Source organism: Oscillospiraceae bacterium (genome assembly GCA_031265355.1).
Classification (GTDB): domain Bacteria; phylum Bacillota; class Clostridia; order Oscillospirales; family UBA929; genus JAIRTA01.
On record JAISCT010000003.1, the window covers coordinates 59,659 to 77,709 of the forward strand.

General features: G+C 61.0%; 9 protein-coding genes. 1 reads left to right on the forward strand and 8 read right to left on the reverse strand.

What is annotated here, in order from left to right; translation table 11 throughout:
* Positions 1–125 precede the first annotated feature (125 nt).
* The gene (locus LBK75_00615; GenBank protein MDR1156799.1) at positions 126–2,045 is read left to right on the forward strand and encodes a C69 family dipeptidase; all 1,920 of its coding nucleotides are present in this window, start codon (positions 126–128) and stop codon (positions 2,043–2,045) included.
* Positions 2,046–2,154: 109 nt separating this feature from the next.
* On the opposite strand, the gene LBK75_00620 is transcribed toward LBK75_00615, so the two are convergent.
* The 8 genes from LBK75_00620 to LBK75_00655 form a co-directional block, all read right to left on the reverse strand.
* Complete coding sequence (locus tag LBK75_00620) at positions 2,155–3,000, reverse strand: energy-coupling factor transporter ATPase (GenBank protein ID MDR1156800.1); 846 nt, start codon at positions 2,998–3,000, stop codon at positions 2,155–2,157.
* Complete coding sequence (locus LBK75_00625) at positions 2,985–3,845, reverse strand: class I SAM-dependent methyltransferase (protein ID MDR1156801.1); 861 nt, start codon at positions 3,843–3,845, stop codon at positions 2,985–2,987. The genes LBK75_00620 and LBK75_00625 overlap by 16 nt, the downstream gene beginning before the upstream one ends.
* A 167-nt stretch (positions 3,846–4,012) precedes the next feature.
* Complete coding sequence (locus tag LBK75_00630) at positions 4,013–4,963, reverse strand: hypothetical protein (protein ID MDR1156802.1); 951 nt, start codon at positions 4,961–4,963, stop codon at positions 4,013–4,015.
* A 246-nt stretch (positions 4,964–5,209) separates the two neighbouring features.
* A complete protein-coding gene (locus LBK75_00635; GenBank protein MDR1156803.1) occupies positions 5,210–8,818 on the reverse strand; it encodes a GDSL-type esterase/lipase family protein in 3,609 nt (1,202 codons plus the stop codon).
* Between the two features lie 489 nt (positions 8,819–9,307).
* Positions 9,308–12,805, reverse strand: coding sequence for a hypothetical protein (locus tag LBK75_00640; protein MDR1156804.1), 3,498 nt, complete (start codon positions 12,803–12,805; stop codon positions 9,308–9,310).
* 120 nt (positions 12,806–12,925) lie between these two features.
* Complete coding sequence (locus LBK75_00645) at positions 12,926–14,806, reverse strand: substrate-binding domain-containing protein (GenBank protein MDR1156805.1); 1,881 nt, start codon at positions 14,804–14,806, stop codon at positions 12,926–12,928.
* A gap of 7 nt (positions 14,807–14,813) precedes the next feature.
* Positions 14,814–16,040 carry a response regulator gene (locus LBK75_00650; protein MDR1156806.1) on the reverse strand — a complete coding sequence of 409 codons (1,227 nt, stop codon included), beginning with the start codon at positions 16,038–16,040 and terminating at the stop codon, positions 14,814–14,816.
* A gap of 88 nt (positions 16,041–16,128) precedes the next feature.
* Positions 16,129–17,925, reverse strand: coding sequence for a sensor histidine kinase (locus tag LBK75_00655; protein MDR1156807.1), 1,797 nt, complete (start codon positions 17,923–17,925; stop codon positions 16,129–16,131).
* Positions 17,926–18,051 lie beyond the last annotated feature (126 nt).

Genomic DNA, 18,051 nt, shown 5'->3' on the forward strand with positions numbered 1-18,051 from the left:
AAATCCGCCTCAAGGGCGGATTTTTTCATCATCAAAACATTTGTAAAAGCGTGGGCGGCCCGGTTGATTTTTTATGCACTATATGCTATGATTATACTGTTCAAAGAGAAAGGGATGACACAGGTATGAAAAGAAGGTTTGCAACATTTGGGAAACGGGCGGCGGCCGTGTCGCTCACAGTGGTCTTCTTTGTGGTCACCGCCATCGGCGCCAGCGCCTGCACCAGCTTCTACCTCGGCAAGGGCACCACGGAAAACGGCGCTGTGATCTGGGGCCGCTCCGAGGACATCTCGGCCCGCTACGCGAAGCTCTACCGCGTCCATCCCGCGGAGACGCACGGGGAGGGAGAAGACTATGTGTCCTCCACCGGCTTCCGCTGGCCGTACCCGGCGCAGACACTGCGCTACACCTACGTGGCGGATTCCGTACTCAACGAAGGCTACACGCCGGAGCCTTACGCCGAGGCCGGCATCAATGAGAAAAACGTCGCCATCTCCGCCACCGTCACGCTGAGCGGCATGCGAACCGCCATCACCGGCAGTCGCAACACCCTTGGTCTTGATACGCTCGTCTCCACCCAGAACGGCGGACTGGCCGAGACCGACCTCACGTCGGTGGTGCTGATGCAGGCGACCTCGGCCCGCCACGCCGTGGAACTGGTCGCCGAGGTCGTCGACACCGTGGGCGCGGCCGGCACGGAGGGTTTCATGGTGAGCGACCCGGACGAAGTCTGGTACATGCAGCTTCTCTCCGGGCACCAGTACGTGGCGGTCAAGGCGCCCGCCGACAAGATCGGCTTCTCGCCCAACATGCCGGGCAATGTGGACGTCAGCGACGTGGAGAACGTGGTCGCCTCCCCCGGACTCATATCCGTCGCCCAGCAGGCCGGCACGCTGAGGCTGGACGAGGCGGGGTTTATCAAGATTGCGGACAGCTACGCGAACCTCCCGACCAGCGTCGCGGGCCGCCTATGGCTGGGCGCCAACTATCTGCACGACGAGGAGACGGCGAAGGCCCTGACCCCCGGTTACATCAGCTACTTCCAGAGCCCGCGTCCCGAGAAGAATTACACCTTGTATGAGGCGTTGCGCCTGCTCGCCTACCGCGGGGAGGGCACGTCCAAGGACGCCGGCAGCGGCACGGGCAACAGCTCCGCCATCGGCAACGACGGCACGGTGGAGGCGCACGTGTTTGAGACCCGGGACGATCTGCCGACCCCGCTGGCCACCGTGGAGTGGCTCAGCATCGCGCCGCCCGAGTTCGGCGTGTATCTCCCGTTCTACGGCGCCCTGGTGACCGAGACCTACGAGATGTACGGCCGGCCCGACACCGCCTCTTACAACAACGCAGACCCGGATGCAAATTCCATGTACTGGGTGTTCCGCGAGCTCTACACGCTCTGCAAGGGCCCGCGGGACGCCACAGAGCTCGGATCCCGCGCACTCCGCACGCGCTACGGCGCCGGCGTGCAGGCCTTCTGGGAGCGGTATCAGAAATCTCTCATCGCGCAGCAGACCGACGTGGACGCCGCCATGGTGGAGATCTACGAACACAACCCGGCCCTGGCCCAGAAGAAGGCCACGGACATCTCGAAGGCCATCTCTGAAGAGGCCTATGTGTACGCGAAGGCGCTCCTGCGGGAGCTGAAGGCCTTCCAGGCCGCCGGCACGACAGGCGCGTTTGTACCCTCTCTGCTGGCCGACGAGAGCGCTCTGCCGACCTACGCCGGGCTGCTCACCGTTCTGTCCGCGCCTGCGCCTGTCCTTGAGCCCGGGGCCGACGCCTCTCTCTCCGCCTCCGTCACGGTCGACAACATCTCCGCCTCGGAGGCCGCCGCGACGCTCATCGTCGCGCTGTACGCCGCCGACGGCCGGCTGCTGGGCACCCAAACCGAGACGGCCGCGCTCCCATCGTTTACAGAGACCGCGCTTGCCCTCTCCGCCAATTCAGGCGCCGCCGCCTACGCGCGGGCCTTTGTCTGGCAATCCGACATGGCCCCGATCGGCGGCGCGCAGGCGCTGCCTCTCCTGTCGGCCGCCGACTGACGCACTCTTCTCTGGCGACGAACCTCCTCCGGGACCGCCCTGTCAGGCGGTCCGGAACGGATAACGATAGGCGGCTCCCGGCGTAAGGCTGGGAGCCGCCTATTTGGTTTCATCTCCCCGGCGCTGTGAGTGCGCGGAAGATGGCTCCGGCGCAGGCGTCTACGTCCAGGAGTCCCGGCGGAAGGTCCAGGCCTTGGGCTTTCAGAGCCTCGGCCAGCGCCACCGTCTGTGGTACGGAGAGCCCCACCTGTGCGAGTGCGCCGGGACAGCTGAAGATGTCGCGCGGAGACCCGTCCAGAAGCACGCGGCCGCCGTCCATGACGACCACGCGGCCGGCCAGCGCCGCCTCGCTCATGTGGTGCGTAATCAATACGACGGCGATGCCGTGCTCCCGGCACAGCCGCCGGATCGTCTCTATCACCTCCCGCCGCCCGACAGGGTCGAGCATGGCGGTCGGCTCGTCGAGAACCAGGCAGCGCGGCCGCATCGCGATGACGCCGGCGATGGCGACGCGCTGTTTCTGTCCCCCCGACAGGCGATGGGGCGCGTATTCGCGGTACCCCTCCATGCCGACCTCTTTAAGGGCGTCTCCCACGCGCCGCACAATCTCCTCGGAGGGCACGCCCAGATTCTCCAGCGCGAAGGCCACATCCTCCTCGACGGTGGTGGCCACAATCTGGTTGTCCGGATTTTGGAACACCATACCCACCGTCTGGCGGATCGCCAGTGTCTGCGTCTCGTCCCTCGTGTCCCGGCCCTCCACGGTCACCCGGCCGGCGGTCGGGATGAGTACGGCGTTGCAGTGCTTGGCGAGCGTCGACTTGCCGGAGCCATTGTGCCCCACCACCGCGACAAACTCCCCCCGCCCAACAGTCAGCGACACACCGTCCAGCACGGGCGGCGCGTCCGGCGCATAGGCGAACGTCACATCTTGAAAATTCAGCAAGGCATCCATCGTCCGGTCGCTCCACATGGTAAAATCCACCCGGTCCGGGTCACCGGCAGGCCGAGTTCATCCGCCTCGGCCGCGCCGCCGAAACGGGCGGTCATCGTGCTGTTCAGCAAGTACGAAAGCGCGCCGGGCGCCAGACCCGTGGTGTAGGCGTTCAGCAGGACAAACAGCGGCGCGTCCGAGAGAACGCCGGCGCATAGCGTCAGAAAGTCGAACAGGCTTTCCTCCAATTTCCACACCTCGCCCGACGGCCCCCGCCCGTAAGAGGGCGGGTCCAAAATCAGCGCGTCGTAGCGCCGGCCGCGCCGGATCTCCCGCTGAACAAAGGCGCGGCAGTCGTCTACAATCCAGCGGACAGGCCGGTCGGCAAGACCGGAGACCGCCGCGTTCTCACGGGCCCAAGCCACCATGCCCCGCGCCGCGTCCACATGACAGACCTCGGCGCCCGCCCCGGCGGCGGCGACGGTCGCGCCGCCGGTGTAGGCAAAGAGATTCAGCACGCGGACGGCCTGCCTCGCCTTCGCGATGCGGGCGCGGAGGAAGTGCCAGTTTACCGCCTGCTCCGGGAAAAGCCCCGTGTGCTTGAAGTTCATCGGCCGCACGCGGAAGCGATAGTCTCCATAGGCGATGTCCCAGTGGGACGGCAGGTCGTGCACCTCCCAGTGCCCGCCGCCGCCCTCACGGCGGTAGCGGGCGTCCGCACGCGCCCAGGCGGGGTGTGTGCGCGGCGTGTCCCAGATCACCTGGGGGTCAGGGCGTACGAGGTGAAACGCACCCCAGCGTTCGAGCCGCTCCCCGTGCGTACAGTCCAACAGTTCGTAGTCCCGCCATTTGTCAGCCACCCACATGGGTTCTTCCCCACATTCCGGCGCCCGCCTTTCGGCTCGGCGCCCGCAGTCCAATTGCAATAAATTATATCATCCGCCGGGCCATCTGGCAAGGGAACGCGCCCCGAACCTTTCGGTCCGGAGCGTTTTTTCCCAAAAATGTAATTTTTGGCACATTTGTGGAGATTTCAGTCAAGGGGCAGGCACAGTATGGTTCTATCCGACTCAAACATCTCCGCATAGCGCGGCGCCTCCCACTTTTGCTGTTTCCAAGTGTGATAAATATTCGGAATCCCGCTGCCGGCACGCTCGCCGATGTCCAGCAAGCTGAACATTTTCATGACGACCGCATTGCGCGGAGAGGACACGCCGCCGCTGCGCGCCTCGCCGAAGCTGACGCGAAAGCCGCCGGGGTTCTCCAAAACAATCTCGTTCCAATGGCTGCGGACGACAACGCCGCGCGAGCCGTAATAATCGGCGTTTGTCAAGCAATTGGCCAGCGCCTCGCGCAATGCTTTGTGCACAGGCGTGTCGTCGACGCGGTGTACGCCGTCTTCCGTTTTGTAGGGAATTTTGATCCGCGGGTTCTGTATGAGTTTGTTGTAGACTTTGAAATAGAAATCGTACACATTGCCGCTCCACTCGCCGGAGGATGAGGTGATTCTGTCCGTCCAGCCTATTTGCGCGTCAAAACATTCTTGATAATCGAGAAAAAATTGCGGATACTCGCGCAAGATTTCGTATTCAAAGCCGAACATGAGCAACCCCGCCGCCGTTGGGTGCCATTTATCATCCTCTCCAATACCAACCGCCCCGAGTTTTTGCAAAAACTCTATATCCTCAAGCTCCTCCCAAACGTGACCAGGACGTGTGACTTTCATACGGCTGCGGTAACGGCGCAGACTGTCATAATCAAAAACAGCGAGTGCCAGCTTATCCAACACCAGCATATCCTGTGTCTTGCCGCCGTTGTCGCGTACCATCGCCTGCACCATTTCCCTGGTACAGCGATAATCGCCCTCGCCGTTTCTGCGGTAAGTTTCAGCAAAAGGATTGTTATTCAGATAGATAGGCTTACAGGCTCTGTCGGCGCGAGGGATTTCAATGACGATGATGCTTTTGCCGTCAACCGATTCCATACGAACGTGCTTATCGAGCAGCAGATTCAAGCTGACCTTGCTTGAATTGTTGACGGTATTCCAAAAATCAGAAATCTGCTTTTCGGGAGCTGTCTGTCCGTGAAAACCGCCCCGAACCTTTTTGGTCCGGGGCGGTTTTCACGGAGCTGCAAGGAAGCAGCGAGAAAAGAGAGAGAGGATATGGAGCGCCCCCGGAATCACGGAAGCATCCGGAGACACTCTATGGAAAAATCAGAAAAATCTGACTCACTGCAAGATTTTCATATCCCACAGTGACATCCGCGCGGGTCTCACCACACTGTCCGTCACCGTCAGGCGCACGTACCGCGCCGACGCCTCCACATCGTCGATGTATACGCTCTCGGTGGAGGTCTGCGCCGTCTTATCCACCAGCGGCGTCCAGTCCGTCCCGTTGTCCGAAGCTTCCAATTTATAATAATACCCCGCCCGGGGGAACCCGAATTGCGTCATCACGCGGGTGAACGATTTGACCTCGCCCAAATCGACGGTGATAAACGGCCGGTCAGCCACTTCGGCCTCCCAGGCCGTGGAGAGCTCGGCGTCTGTCGCCGCCGGCGCATTTGTGCCAGCCGACGCCGACACAGACGCGCCGGAGGCCAGATTCACCCGGTCGCCCACGACGCCAAAATCGCCCTTCAGCGCGTCAAACCACACGTCACCCATCTTGGCGTACCCGGCGAGCGTCGGGTGCAGCCCGTCGTACATGTCCGGCTGCGTGTGCTGCAACGGCGTGTACATGTCGACAAGTTCGATGTTTTCACCGGCCTGTTTGCGCGCGTCGACAATCCGTGCGACGGCCTCGTTGTACGCGTCGATCCTGTCCATGATTGTGCCGGTCACACTGCCCGATGCGGACGGCGTCCGTTTGGTCGACAGCGCCACATATAGCTTGCCGTTCACGGTCCCATTTGCCCGGAATGTTTCAAAAATGCGGTCGATGAGCGTGTTCAGCCTGCCGGGAGCGGTGTCCAGCATTGCTTGATTGCTTTGCCAATAAGCGTTGATGTCATTGGTGCCGATCATCAGCGCCACGATGTCCGGCCGATTGGCCATCTGATGGTGCAGATTGTCCAGATGATCCTGTATCACGGACCCCGACCAGCCCTCATGGTTGTGGGCGCCCACATAGTCCGGGCCGTTGGTCTGTCTTCCGACGAACTCGACGCCGACTCCGGCACGTGTGAGCCGTTTCCAAAGCTGCTGACGGTACCCCCCGGTCTGCTCCTCGACCTGGGTGTTGGAATAGCCGTATGTGATGGAATCGCCCATGGTCATCACCCGGAGATAACCCGAAGCGTTCTTCGGAACCGCGGGCAGTACGGCGGGGGCATCGGCGTCCCGCAGCCGCACGACATCTTCGCTTGGGAGCACCCGATCGTAGAAACGAATGTCCGACATCCGGCCGATAAACATCCCCTGATCCGTCGGGGTCGCGTTGCCGCCTTTGTTGCCGCCGTAGCTCTTTTGCACGTCACCACGCGCGCCTATCACAATGTACTGGGGATCGTTGAGCGGGCGGCCGACGTCGTGATAGACGGCCGACGCGTCCAAACGGCCGTCCACAAAGATCTGCAGCGTGTTGTCGCTCTTGCGCCGGGTGCACACGACGTGGTGCCACTGCCCGTCGTTGACGGTGGTGAGCCCGCGGATGTTGTGATCCGCACCGCCCTCCGCACCGATGCCGAAGATGATTTTTCCGGCACCGGCAGAGGGGCCGCCCATAGAGACGCCAAAGTCGTCTCGCACACCGGCCATGTCCGCCGTAAACAGGGCCGTGCCCTGATAGCTGAGCGCCGTGTTGGCGGCGGCTTGGGTCGTTTGGATCCAGAACGCGACGGACATGTCGTCCTGAACACGGCGCTCGGCCGTGTAGCTATTCGCGCCGTCAAAGCGCAGCGTCGCGTTCCACTTCTCCGCCAGGCCTTCGGGCACGGGATCATCGTCCGGCAGGGGATCCGGGTTCGGGTTCACCTCCGCCGCGCCGTGCCCGACCAGTGGTATATACGTGCCGTCTTCCCACAGGTAGTATTGAAGGCGATACCCCACGTCCACCTCCGGCCTCACCCGTATCGTCGCCGTGGCCGTTGCGTAATCCCGCGCGATGCCGGACACCGGCGCCGGTTTGACGTCAAAAAGCCTCCCGTCCGGCGCATAAACGGCCAGCACCAACAGGGCATCCGCCACCTTTTCCGCCTCACGGGAGGGGTTGGTAATGGCCGCCGTGACGGAGAAATCCCTGCCCGCCTTGATATATGGACCACTCGTCCGAAAAGAAACCCGCAGGGGCCGGCTTTGGGCGGGCGTCTCGCCGGCGATCGCGGCAATGGCTTCTGCATCCAGCGCTCTGGCGTAGATGCGAAAATCAGACAATGCGCCATCGTAGTAAAAATCCTCCGGACGGCCGGTTCTTCCCAGCCAGTTCTGGCCTCTGCCGAGATTGATCTGGGTCAGCAGCGGCAGCGTGTTTCGGCCGACTTCCACACCGTCGACATACATCCGGCCCAAACCGTACCCCCCACCCGTGTCTTCCAGCGTCAGGGCCAGGTGCCGCCAGCCGCCCAGCGAGAAACCGCCCTTCGGCGAGGTGGCCGTGTTGTACACGATGCTGTGGGTATCTGTGTTGTTGTTCGTCGTGATCGTCCAGATGACATTGTCGTTTTGAAAGTTGGCGAGCCACATGAAATCCGCGTGCCCGGAACGCGAATCACCAAATTCCAGATAGCGCTGGTACAGATTGTTCGTCCTGACATTCACCCAGAGGGACATGGTAAAATTTGTTAAATTGTTGTTTTTGTCGTATGGGACAGCGAAGCGTTTTTCCGGTCTCGTCAGCGCCGAAACCGGCAGCATCACATAGCTGTTAAACGCCGCGTCCCGGGCCGTACCGTTTTGCAGATCGAGCCCCGCGCCTCCCAATGTCCCCCAGGCGTACTGGCCGTTGATCACGGACGCGTTCAGTCCGGCCACCGCGTCCCGCGCGGCGGCGCCGGACGTCTCATCCAGTTTGTACCACGCGTCCGGCTCATCCGGCTTCGCTTTTGCCTCGTACAGCCCGGAGACGTCCGCCGCGCTGAGCGCCGTGTCGTACACGCGGAAATCGTCGAATTTGCCATTGTATCCATACTCGCCCCGGATTGTTTTCCCCAGCCAGTTCTGCCCCTGACTCAGGTCGACTGCGGTGAAGGACGGGAAGGTTTTCGTGCCCATCATCTGGCCGTCCACATACAATATGCCCTGCTCGTTTTCCGCCAGCGTGACGGCGATATGACGCCAGCCGCTGCCCGCCAGCGGGCCCTTGGGTGCGGTGTCCAGATCCGCCACGAGGTCAAACTGGGTGCGCGCCGCGCTGCCGTCGGTCAGGCACCAAACGATGTCGCCGTTTCTGAAGTCGGCGATCCACATAAAGGCGCGGCCGATGTCGCCAGCGCCGTCGCCCACTTCAAGATAGCGCTGGTAGGGGTTGTCCGTCGTCACGCTCAGCCAAAACGACACCGTAAAACTGGTCAGGTTGTTTGCCCTGTCGTACGGCACATCCCGCAGCGCCGGTTGCACGAATGCCTCGGCCGGCAGCTGCACATACGCCGCGTCCTCGCCCGCCAGATCCGTGCCGTTTTTCAGATTCAGGCCCGTGTTGGACCACTCGTATGCCGTGCCGGCGATCGCGCCGGCGACGTCTCCCACGCTGTCGCGCACCACCGCGCCGGCGGTCTCGTCAAATTTGTACCAAAGCACTGGCTGTTTCGGCGAACCGGCGCCGGAGGCGGCGACCGCCCAAAACGCGGTGAGCACAACGGTCGCCGCCACGGCCCCGCACATCCATTTGCGTACCTTCATCTCTTCTTGGCATCCCCTTCCCCGCATACGGCGGTTTTATTTTTAAACACGGAACCGGCGAACCGGGCGCCGGCGGCATTGGTCCAATCTCAAGGCCCCAAGTGACGCGACGCTTGGGATCGGGGCCGGTACGTCAGGTGAGCGTCGCAACTTCGCCCAGCGGGACCTGCGCCTTGTCCCAGATGAACAGCTTCAGCGTTAGCGTATCCGCAGCAACGGGGGCGCTAACCCCAAAGCCGCAGACAGTGCGCTGAGATATGGAGGCCGGACGCCAGGAAACTCTGCCATTGCAAACGCAAGACTCGTATTTGGCGCTGCTCCTGAGACAAACGATCGTGGCCGAGGAACGGGACGGACGTGTTCGCATGACCGCTGCACCAACCATGCAACAAAACGGCGCGGCCGTTTCGGCCTCCACCATCGTTTGCCGGGCCAAAAGAATCGGTAGCCATAACCACCTCCACAAACAAAATAGCATTGCGGCCGTGTCTACGCAGCCTGATAGACAACCGCCGGACAGACGGGGACGATTCCCTTCCACAAAAACGCCTTGACGAGCGCCGTGTCCCGGCCGGCCGTGTCCAGTTCGGCGGTCAGTTCGCACAGCGCACCCGGGGCGACGGATTCGGTGTGCGACGCCACGCCGGTCAGGCGGCCCGCGCCGTCATAGATGGCGAGCAGCACGGAGACGGTCTGCGGGCCGTCGGCGGCGCTGCCCACCGTGGCCGACGCCGCGAAGACGGCGTCCGCCTCGCCGGTGCGCCGGGTGAGCGTGAGCTCTGTCTGTATCAGCGTTCCGCCCGCCTCGGGGGCGAGCGCCTCGGTCAGCAGCGCCCGGGCCGCCAGTACGCGCTCCAGCGAGCCGTCCTCGCGGCGCAGCTCATACTGCAAATTCGCAAGCGCGCTCTGCACCAGCTTGTACTGAGACGCTTCGGCAAAATCGGCCTCCGTGACGGCCTGCGCGCGCCGGACTACGGACAGGTCCACCGAGGTGTTGACGGCGTTCACCCTGCCCTGGCTGCCGACGGCGCAGTAGTAGTGATATACGACGCCGTTCTGCTTGATCACACCGGGCTTGTGGGCGTACGTGCTGCTCCACGTGCCGTTTCTGGGGGTCAGAATTTTGAACGATTTGGTCCAGTGAATCATGTCGGTGGAGACCGCGTAGGAGTCCACAATGCCGCCCGGCGTCGTCGTGAAGTAGAACATGACCCAGTAATCGCCGATTTTCACCACGTCCGGATCGGCGCTGTGGGTGTTGCCCCAGTTGTATCCGTCATGCACCTCCGCCGCCACTGTGGGATTGTCTTCTTCCTTCGTCCAGTGGATAAGATCCGTGGAATACGCCTGCGCGATGATCTCCGGGCCGCTGGCGCAGTTGTAGAGGATCTCGTACTGCTTCTTCTCGCTGTCGTAGACGACAATGGATTTCCAGATGATATTCTTCTCGTAGCTGTGTGTGGGCACCAACACCGGATCGGGCCAGCGTGTCCACAGCACGGGGCTGCCGTCCTCGTCCAGCAGACGGTCGGTATAGGCCATGCCGCCCCGTTTGACGCCCGCCTCGTAACCCGCCGTATCGCTCGCCAGATACGACATCACATACTTGCCCGCGAACGGACCCTCATTGTCCGCCGGCACGACGTGCGGATACGGCGCCTTGCCCCACTCGTGGTCGCGGACAATGTACCCGGCCGCGTTGTACCTGTCCCAGGTCTGGACGTTCCGGTTGTCAATCACAGTTCCTAATTTTTCCCATGTCACGAAGTCGGCCGACCTGGCGAGGCCCGTTTGGTACCCGACGCCGTCGTGGGCGACGTACGTCATGTACACGTGGTCCTCGTCCCCGGGGATTCTGAACGGCAGCGGGTTGTCGACCACATTGCTGTCTATGTCGCCGACCTGGCCGGGCCGCAGGATCACGCCGTATTCGTAGGGTGTCTTGACCTCCTCATAGATGTCATCGACGACCGACTGGGGGACATACACCACCAGCCGCGCCGCACAGACGTTGGCGTCGGCGAAATCCGCGTCGAGCGACGACTCGATCGTCACCGCGCCGGCCGTCAGCCCCGCCAGGCTGATGTCGAACGCGCGCTCCCTCACGCCCGCCGGCACGGTGACGGAGACCGCCGCCGTGTTTTGGGCGGCGTCCGTGGCCCGGACATAGACCGTCCGGCCGCCGTCCGGGGCCGGCGCCTGCAGTTTGACGCCCACGGACGCCGTCGGCGCCGATTCTCCCGCCGTCGTCGACAGGCTGGCCGGTACGGACAGTTTGTGGCCGTTTTGGTAGATTTCCACACCCCAGATCTGCAGTTCGCTGACAGCCAGCGACGCGCCGGACGCGGGCGTCAGCCGCACGCGCACGGAGGTGGTGACGACGGGCTCAAACGCGTACAGATACCGGAAAATCTTACCCGCGGAATAGGGGTGCTCGAACACCGCGGTCTTATCTTCCCGCGCGAACGTCAGCGTCACAGGCGCCCACGCCTCCGCCGCGTCGTCGTAATACTCAAGCTGCACCGCACTCGGCAGCTTACAGCCCCCGCCGTCGTTGTACACATACAAATCCACGATCTCCGTCGTCTGCGGCACCGCGAACCGCGAGCCGATGGTGGAGATCACACCCGGGTTGTTGTAGCTGGTCCAGCGGCTTCTGGGGCCGGTGTCGTAGCCGGAGAGATTCTGGAGACCGGAGATAACGCCGTCTACCAATCTCGCGGCGCTGTCCGTCGCCGGATCCGGCTGGATGCTGACAAACACCTGGGGGTACCCCACGTCCGCCGTATTGAGCGCCAAATTGTCAAGGCCCTCGGTGGACGGGATCTCTGCCGGGGGCGCGTCCTCCGTATACCGACCGAAGATCTCCACCTCGGTCAGGGCGGCCGATTTGCCCTCTTTCAGCTGCACGTTCAGGCGGATTTGGTCTGTGACGACCTCCCGGAAGGCAATCACATTCTGTCCGCCCGCCCCATTCAGGTTCGCGCCGACGGGCGCGGCCGGCACCTGATGGAAAACCTCGGCCTCTTTCCACGTGCCGTCCGCGTAATATTGCACGGTGATCGACGCCGGCTCCACCGTGTTGCTGGGGCTGGGTTTGTCGGTGAATACATAGATCTCCGCGCGGTTCACGCGGGCTGTTTTGCCGAAATGAAAGTCGATCCATTCCGCCGTACCCCTGTGACTCCACAGGGCCCAGCGGCTGCGCGGGCTGGCGTCCGTGTAGGAAACGACGCCGTCCGCCGCGCTCTGCGGACTGTCGCCGGCACTGTAGAAATGGCTGGCCGTCACGGTCGTTCCGCCCGACACCAACGCCAGATTGACCTCCGCCTCGTCATACGCGGCCAATCTTTTTCCGTAGACCGTCATCTCCGTCAGACCGACGTACTTGCCGGATGGACGTTCCAGCGTGACGCGAATCTCCCGCGTCAGCACGGCGTCGAACGTGAGCGTGTTCAGGTACGCCGCCGGCACAGCCGGACTGGCCGTCACACCGGTCACCGGGACAAAATCGCCTCTGTCGTTCTTATACGTCACGGCGATCGAGACGGGCGGCGCCATGGCCGGATTTGTGATCTGCGGGATGTTCGGATCGATGTATACTTCCAGATCGACGGCCGAAACCAGCTGCGTCACGCCGAACTGCACGCCGACCCAGTCCGTGGTGGCGTCGGTATGGCCATAATTTGTCCAACGGTTGTGTACGGCGCCGCCGCCCTCAACGCCCTCCGTATAGGCGATCACGCCGTCGGTCAGAGCCGCCGTCTTGTCCAGACCGCCCTGCGTGTTGCAGTAGGAGGCGACGGCGGCGGGATATGGCTTAGATCCGTCGGTGGTGGACAGATCGTCCAGCCCCTCCGGGGCCTGCGCGGCGATCGGCGTCGCCGCCAGCAGCCCCGTCAAATAGACCAGCGCCAGCAGCAGCGACAAAGCCGTCCGCCAGCATGTTTTTCTCGCATTTCCATGCATATGCACATACGCGTTCATGTGCTTTTACCTCACTTTTTGAATTGATAAAATTTCCTGCTTTTTAATATGAAATTCGACGGTTTTATGGCCCGCCTCCGCGGCCATGTCGGGCCACGCCCGCCGATGCCCGGTTTTCTGTCAGTAACTTCTTCCGGGCAGTACCTCCTCCGCGTTTTCCCGTGTGAACACTCTCTCGTCTGTGATGATGCGCAGCGGCAGTTCTTTGCCCATCATCAGGTCGGTCACGGCCTTCATGAGCTGCGGCCCCAAAAACGGGGCGCATTCCACCACACAGTTGAGTTTGCCGTCGATGATGGCTTTCACCGCCCTCTTGGTCCCATCTACCGACACAATCTTGACATCTTCTCCCGGCTTGATCCCCGCCGACTCCAGCGCCTCTATGGCGCCCAAAGCCATGTCGTCGTTGTGCGCAAAGATCACATCGATGTCCCAAGCGTTCGCCCGCAGGTAATTTTCCACCACCTGACGGCCGCCCTCGATCGTGTAATTGCCGGAGCTCGAGTGGACAATGCCATAGCTGCCGTTTTCGGCCAGCACTGCCTCAAACCCGGCTTTTCGCTCGATTGTCGGGCTCGCGCCGATGGTCCCCTGAATCTCAAGAATGCGCACCGGGTGTTTGTCGGGCGGCACATTCGCCTCCACCCATCGCATCGCGCGCCGCCCCTCTTCAATGAAATCTCCGCCGATGTATGTGAGGAAGAGATCGTCGGCCTCCGTGTTGATCTTGCGATCGGACAGGAGTACCGGAATGCCCGCGCGCTTGGCCTCCCGCAGCACCGGCTCCCACCCGCTGTCTATGATGGGCGATATCACGATGACATCCATTTTTTGGGATATAAAGGTGCGCACCGCCTCGATCTGCCGCTCCGGAGACTGGTTGGCGTCTATCACCGTCAGATCCACATTAAAGTCTTGGGCGGCCTCGCGAATCGAGCTGTTGTTGGCGAGCCGCCATCCGCTCTCCGTGCCCACCTGGGCGTAGCCGATGCGGATCATGTCGGTGAGCTCATGCGGCGCCTTGTCCAGACTTCGCTCATAACTTTCCAAATTGTCCCCCGTGATGTTGTGGCTCCGCAGGATGACCTGCTTGGGCACGCCGCTGACATTTTGCAAAATATCGAGCGAAAACTGAATCGCCTCGCGCCCCCCGGTGGGGCAGGTGATGGTCTCGTCGATCACACCCTTGCGAATCAGCTCCAGCCCGCCGTCCTGCCCCGCGAAGCCGTCCACCCCAATGATCTTTTGGGAGGCGTTCATCCCGTTTTGTATGGCGCGGTAGGCCCCAAGGGCCATATAGTCGTTGTGGGCAAAGATCACGTCCACATCTTTGAGCTGGTCTCCGAGCGACGCCACGGTGTCCTCCGCGGCATCGCGCGATTCATTCTCCACGACGACGACCTGCGTGTGAATGTTGGCGCGGTGCATAAACACGCCCTCCAGGCCGCGGCTCCGCGCCGCGCTGGCCTGAGAACCGGCGCCGCCCCGCAGTTCCAACACTGAAAATGACCGACCCGCGGCCATGCTGACGATGGCCTCCCCCGCCTGTTTGCCGATGGACTCGTTGTCCGGCCCTATGAACAAGGTGTACTCGTACCCTTCGACCACGCGGTCCAGCACGATCACCGGGATATTTTGGTACACCTCGCTGATGGTCGGCGTCAACCGTTTGGCGTCGCAAGGCGAAACGATCAGCAAATCGATGCCGTACGCGAGCAGGCGCTCGATGTCTTTGATCTGCTTGTCGCTGTCCTGTGTCGCGTCGACGAACACCAGACGGATCTCCGGATGCTTGGCCGCCTCCTCCTGAATCTCACGCGTCAGCACGAGGCGCCAGGGTTCCCGCATGTTCGCCTGCGAGATGCCAATCACATACGTGACGGGCGGCAGCGTATCGGGCGCCGCGCACCCGGCCAGCATCGCAAGCAGGCAGGAAAACGCCGTCAGCACGGCGGCGATACCTCGGCCTTTTCTCCAAGTTTGAAACCGTGCCCATGTCATCTCCGCGTCACTCCATCACTCTGTGTTGCCCTATATGGTGCCCTTTGCGGTATTCGATGGGAGAGACACCAAGCGCGCGCTTGAACGCGACGGAAAAGTAGTGCTGCGTGGAATACCCGGTCTGTTCCGCTATGCTGTATATCTTCAAATCGCTGCCGAGCAGCAGTTCCACCGCCTTGCGGATGCGCGTCTGCGTGACGTAGTCCACAAAAGTGACGCCTGTCTCGTGCCGGAACACGCGGCTCAGATGCTCCGGCGAAACGTGCTGGCTGGCCGCCGCCGCCTGCAGAGACAGCTGCATGTCCCCGTAGTTCCTTTCAATATACCGCTTGGTCTCCGTCACCAGAACGGAGCATTGCATGGCCGCTTGAAATTTCTCCATAGAGGTGAGGTAGACTTCCGGCATCCGCCTTCTGGCGTCACACACCACCTGCATCCGTTCGATTTGCACCGGCAGATGCTTCTGGAGCGCTTCCGTGAGATCCCGGCCGGCCTCGGTCCACTGGCGACGCGGTTCGCAGGCGGACAGCAGCACCAGATCTCCCCCGCTGTTGCGGTATGAGGAAACGGGCGCGAGGTGGGAAAATAATTCCAGAGCAATGTTTTCGGCGGCATAATAGAGGAGATCTTCGTTCCAGCCCTGCTCCAACAGGGTCAGCGACTCCTTGGACGAGATGTGTACCACCGTGATACCGCAGGGAATCGGCACTTGCAGGTTCAAATACTCAATCTGCTGGTCGATCTCCGGCTCGCTGTAGTGTCCGTCCAGCCACCCGGAAAAAAACGACGTCGTCAGCGCCCGGCGGTTTTTTTCGATCTGCAGCTTCGCCCACTCGAGGTACTTGATCTCCTTGTTGTTTTGGCACAGCCACGCCTTGGCGCGGTCCACCGTGTCAAACAGGGTGGACTCCATGATCGGTTTTAAAAGGTAATCGAAGACGCCCAGACGCAGCGCCTTTTGTATGTATCTGAAGTCGTCGTAGCCGGTGATGATGACGATCGCCGCGCCGCTTAAAAAGTCGGACAACTTTTCGATGAACTCCAGTCCGTTTAAAAACGGCATGTCTACGTCCACAAAGAGTATGTCCGGCAGATGCTCCTTGGCCAGCTCTATGGCCGTCTCCCCGTCCTCCGCTTGGGCGACGATCCGGAGTGCGGCGTCGCCGGACAACATTTTTACAAGGCCTTCACGAATCATCTCCTCGTCGTCCGCAATCAGCGCCTTGTATGCCAACGTCCGTTCCCCCCTTTATGGCGCAGGTGCCAGAAGTGCGTCTGACACCTGAATCATTCATACGCACGCTTTTTACGTGAAAAGCGTCTTATTTTCTCTCTCGCAAGGGGATGGTCACCGTGGCAACCGTACCCTTTCCTTTTGTGCTGTCCAGCACCAGCCCATAGCTCTCTCCGTAGCTCAGCGCCAGCCTCTTCTGGATGTAAAAAAGGCCGAATCCCTCTTTGGTTTCCTGCCTATAGACCTTTCTCAGACACTCGTTCAGATATTGCAGATGCTCCGTTTCAATGCCCGCGCCGTCGTCCTTGACGGAGAGCCACAGATCGCTGTCGCCGCACAGCCCCCCCGCGATGGTGATGGTGCCCCCGCCGCGCTTTTGTTTGATGCCGTGGTAGATGGCGTTTTCGGCGAGCGGCTGCAAAATCAGCTTGGGAACCTGGTAGTTGTACAGCGTCTGGTCGATTTGAACGGAACACTTCAACCTGTCCTTGTAGCGGATCCCCTGAATGTACAAGTAATTGGAGACATGTTTGATCTCCTCCTCCAGCGAGATCACATCCGTACCGCCGCTGAGTCCGATGCGAAACATGTTGGTCATCGCGTCGACAAGGAGAACAATGTCCTGGGCGTTATAACTGCGCGCCATCCAGGTGATGGTGTCCAGCGTGTTGTAGAGAAAGTGCGGTTTGATCTGCTCCTGCAGACTCTTCAGTTCGGCCTCCCGTTTGCTCTGCTGTTCTTCGTACACTTTTTGAATCAACTGGCGGATGCGGTCCAGCATGTGATTGAAACTGACGCCAAGGTCTCCGATTTCGTCGTTGTACCGACTGTTAAACCGGACGGACAAGTCGCCGGATTCCGCCTCCCGCATCAGACTTCTCAGTTTGTGGACCGGTTTTGTGACCGAATTTGCGATCTGAAACGACATGGCCGCCACAATGCCCGCCGTGCCCAAAATGAACAAAATCAAAATGTAATAGATGCTGTTGACGCCGCCCATCACTTCGTCAAACGAGAAAACGCCCACCATCTTCCACCCCGTGTATTCACTGTGGTCGCAGCGGATGTGATACGTGCCGTTTTTGATTTTGACCGTGACCGGCTGGTTCCCGTTGCCGCTGAGCCAAGCGGGGTTCACGCGGAAAACAATGTTGTTCACCGGCGCATAGACCACATTGTCCCTGTCGTCCAAGACAAACACAAAACCCTGCTTCCCAATGCTGACGCGGTTGATGGAGTCCTGGATGATCTCGTGGCGTACGTCCAGCAGCACGACGCCTCTCGTCTTTCCGGTGGCGGGGTCCACAATGGCCTTCACCAGCGAAAACACGTCGTCGGCGCTGTAGTCCTTGTTTGTGACAATGTTGCGCCCGGTTGTGTTGGAGATCAATACCATTTTTGCCGGTTCCGCGCACGCCGCCCGGTACCAGTTCTCCTCGGTAAACGGATCCCGCGAGATGCGCGACATCCCGGTCCCCACATATCTTTCATCCTCAAAGGCAATCAGGATGCCTGCGATCTCCACCGGGCGGGATTTGGCGAGTTCTTCCAATTCTTTGTCCAGCGTCGTCTGTATGTTCGCCCACCTGGCGTCCCTAGCGGACATGTTAAGCGTCTCATGGCGCAGCGCCACCGCCTCGATGTAATTGACAATTTCTTCGATTCCGCTGATGTATACGTCCAGAGAGTTTCGCACCTGCCCAATCAGCTGGGCGGTGTGATCCATGGTCATGGTACGCGCCTGTGTCAGAAACACGCTGCCGACAACCACCGCGAAAATGATGAAGGGGATGAGGGCCACCAAAATGCAGAACATCATCACCCTGTTGCGAAACTTGATGTTTAAAAAAGCTTTGTTCAATCGTCTCATTTTCAGTCGTCTCATGGCCGGCGTCCCCGTTCTCATCTCACTTGAAATCTTTTGCCTGATGAAAATGCTACATATATGGAAAAAATATCCAGTCTATTATATCATATCCCCTATATTTTTGTCTACCTTTGGCCTCTCTTT

Bases quoted from the DNA above. Each gene is read 5' to 3' on its own strand.
- LBK75_00615 (MDR1156799.1), top strand. From the start codon at position 126: ATGAAAAGAAGGTTTGCAACATTTGGGAAACGGGCGGCGGCCGTGTCG.
- LBK75_00645 (MDR1156805.1), bottom strand. From the start codon at position 14,806: ATGACATGGGCACGGTTTCAAACTTGGAGAAAAGGCCGAGGTATCGCC.
- LBK75_00655 (MDR1156807.1), bottom strand. From the start codon at position 17,925: ATGAGACGACTGAAAATGAGACGATTGAACAAAGCTTTTTTAAACATC.
- LBK75_00620 (MDR1156800.1), bottom strand. From the start codon at position 3,000: ATGGATGCCTTGCTGAATTTTCAAGATGTGACGTTCGCCTATGCGCCG.
- LBK75_00625 (MDR1156801.1), bottom strand. From the start codon at position 3,845: ATGTGGGTGGCTGACAAATGGCGGGACTACGAACTGTTGGACTGTACG.
- LBK75_00635 (MDR1156803.1), bottom strand. From the start codon at position 8,818: ATGAAGGTACGCAAATGGATGTGCGGGGCCGTGGCGGCGACCGTTGTG.
- LBK75_00630 (MDR1156802.1), bottom strand. From the start codon at position 4,963: ATGGAATCGGTTGACGGCAAAAGCATCATCGTCATTGAAATCCCTCGC.
- LBK75_00640 (MDR1156804.1), bottom strand. From the start codon at position 12,805: ATGAACGCGTATGTGCATATGCATGGAAATGCGAGAAAAACATGCTGG.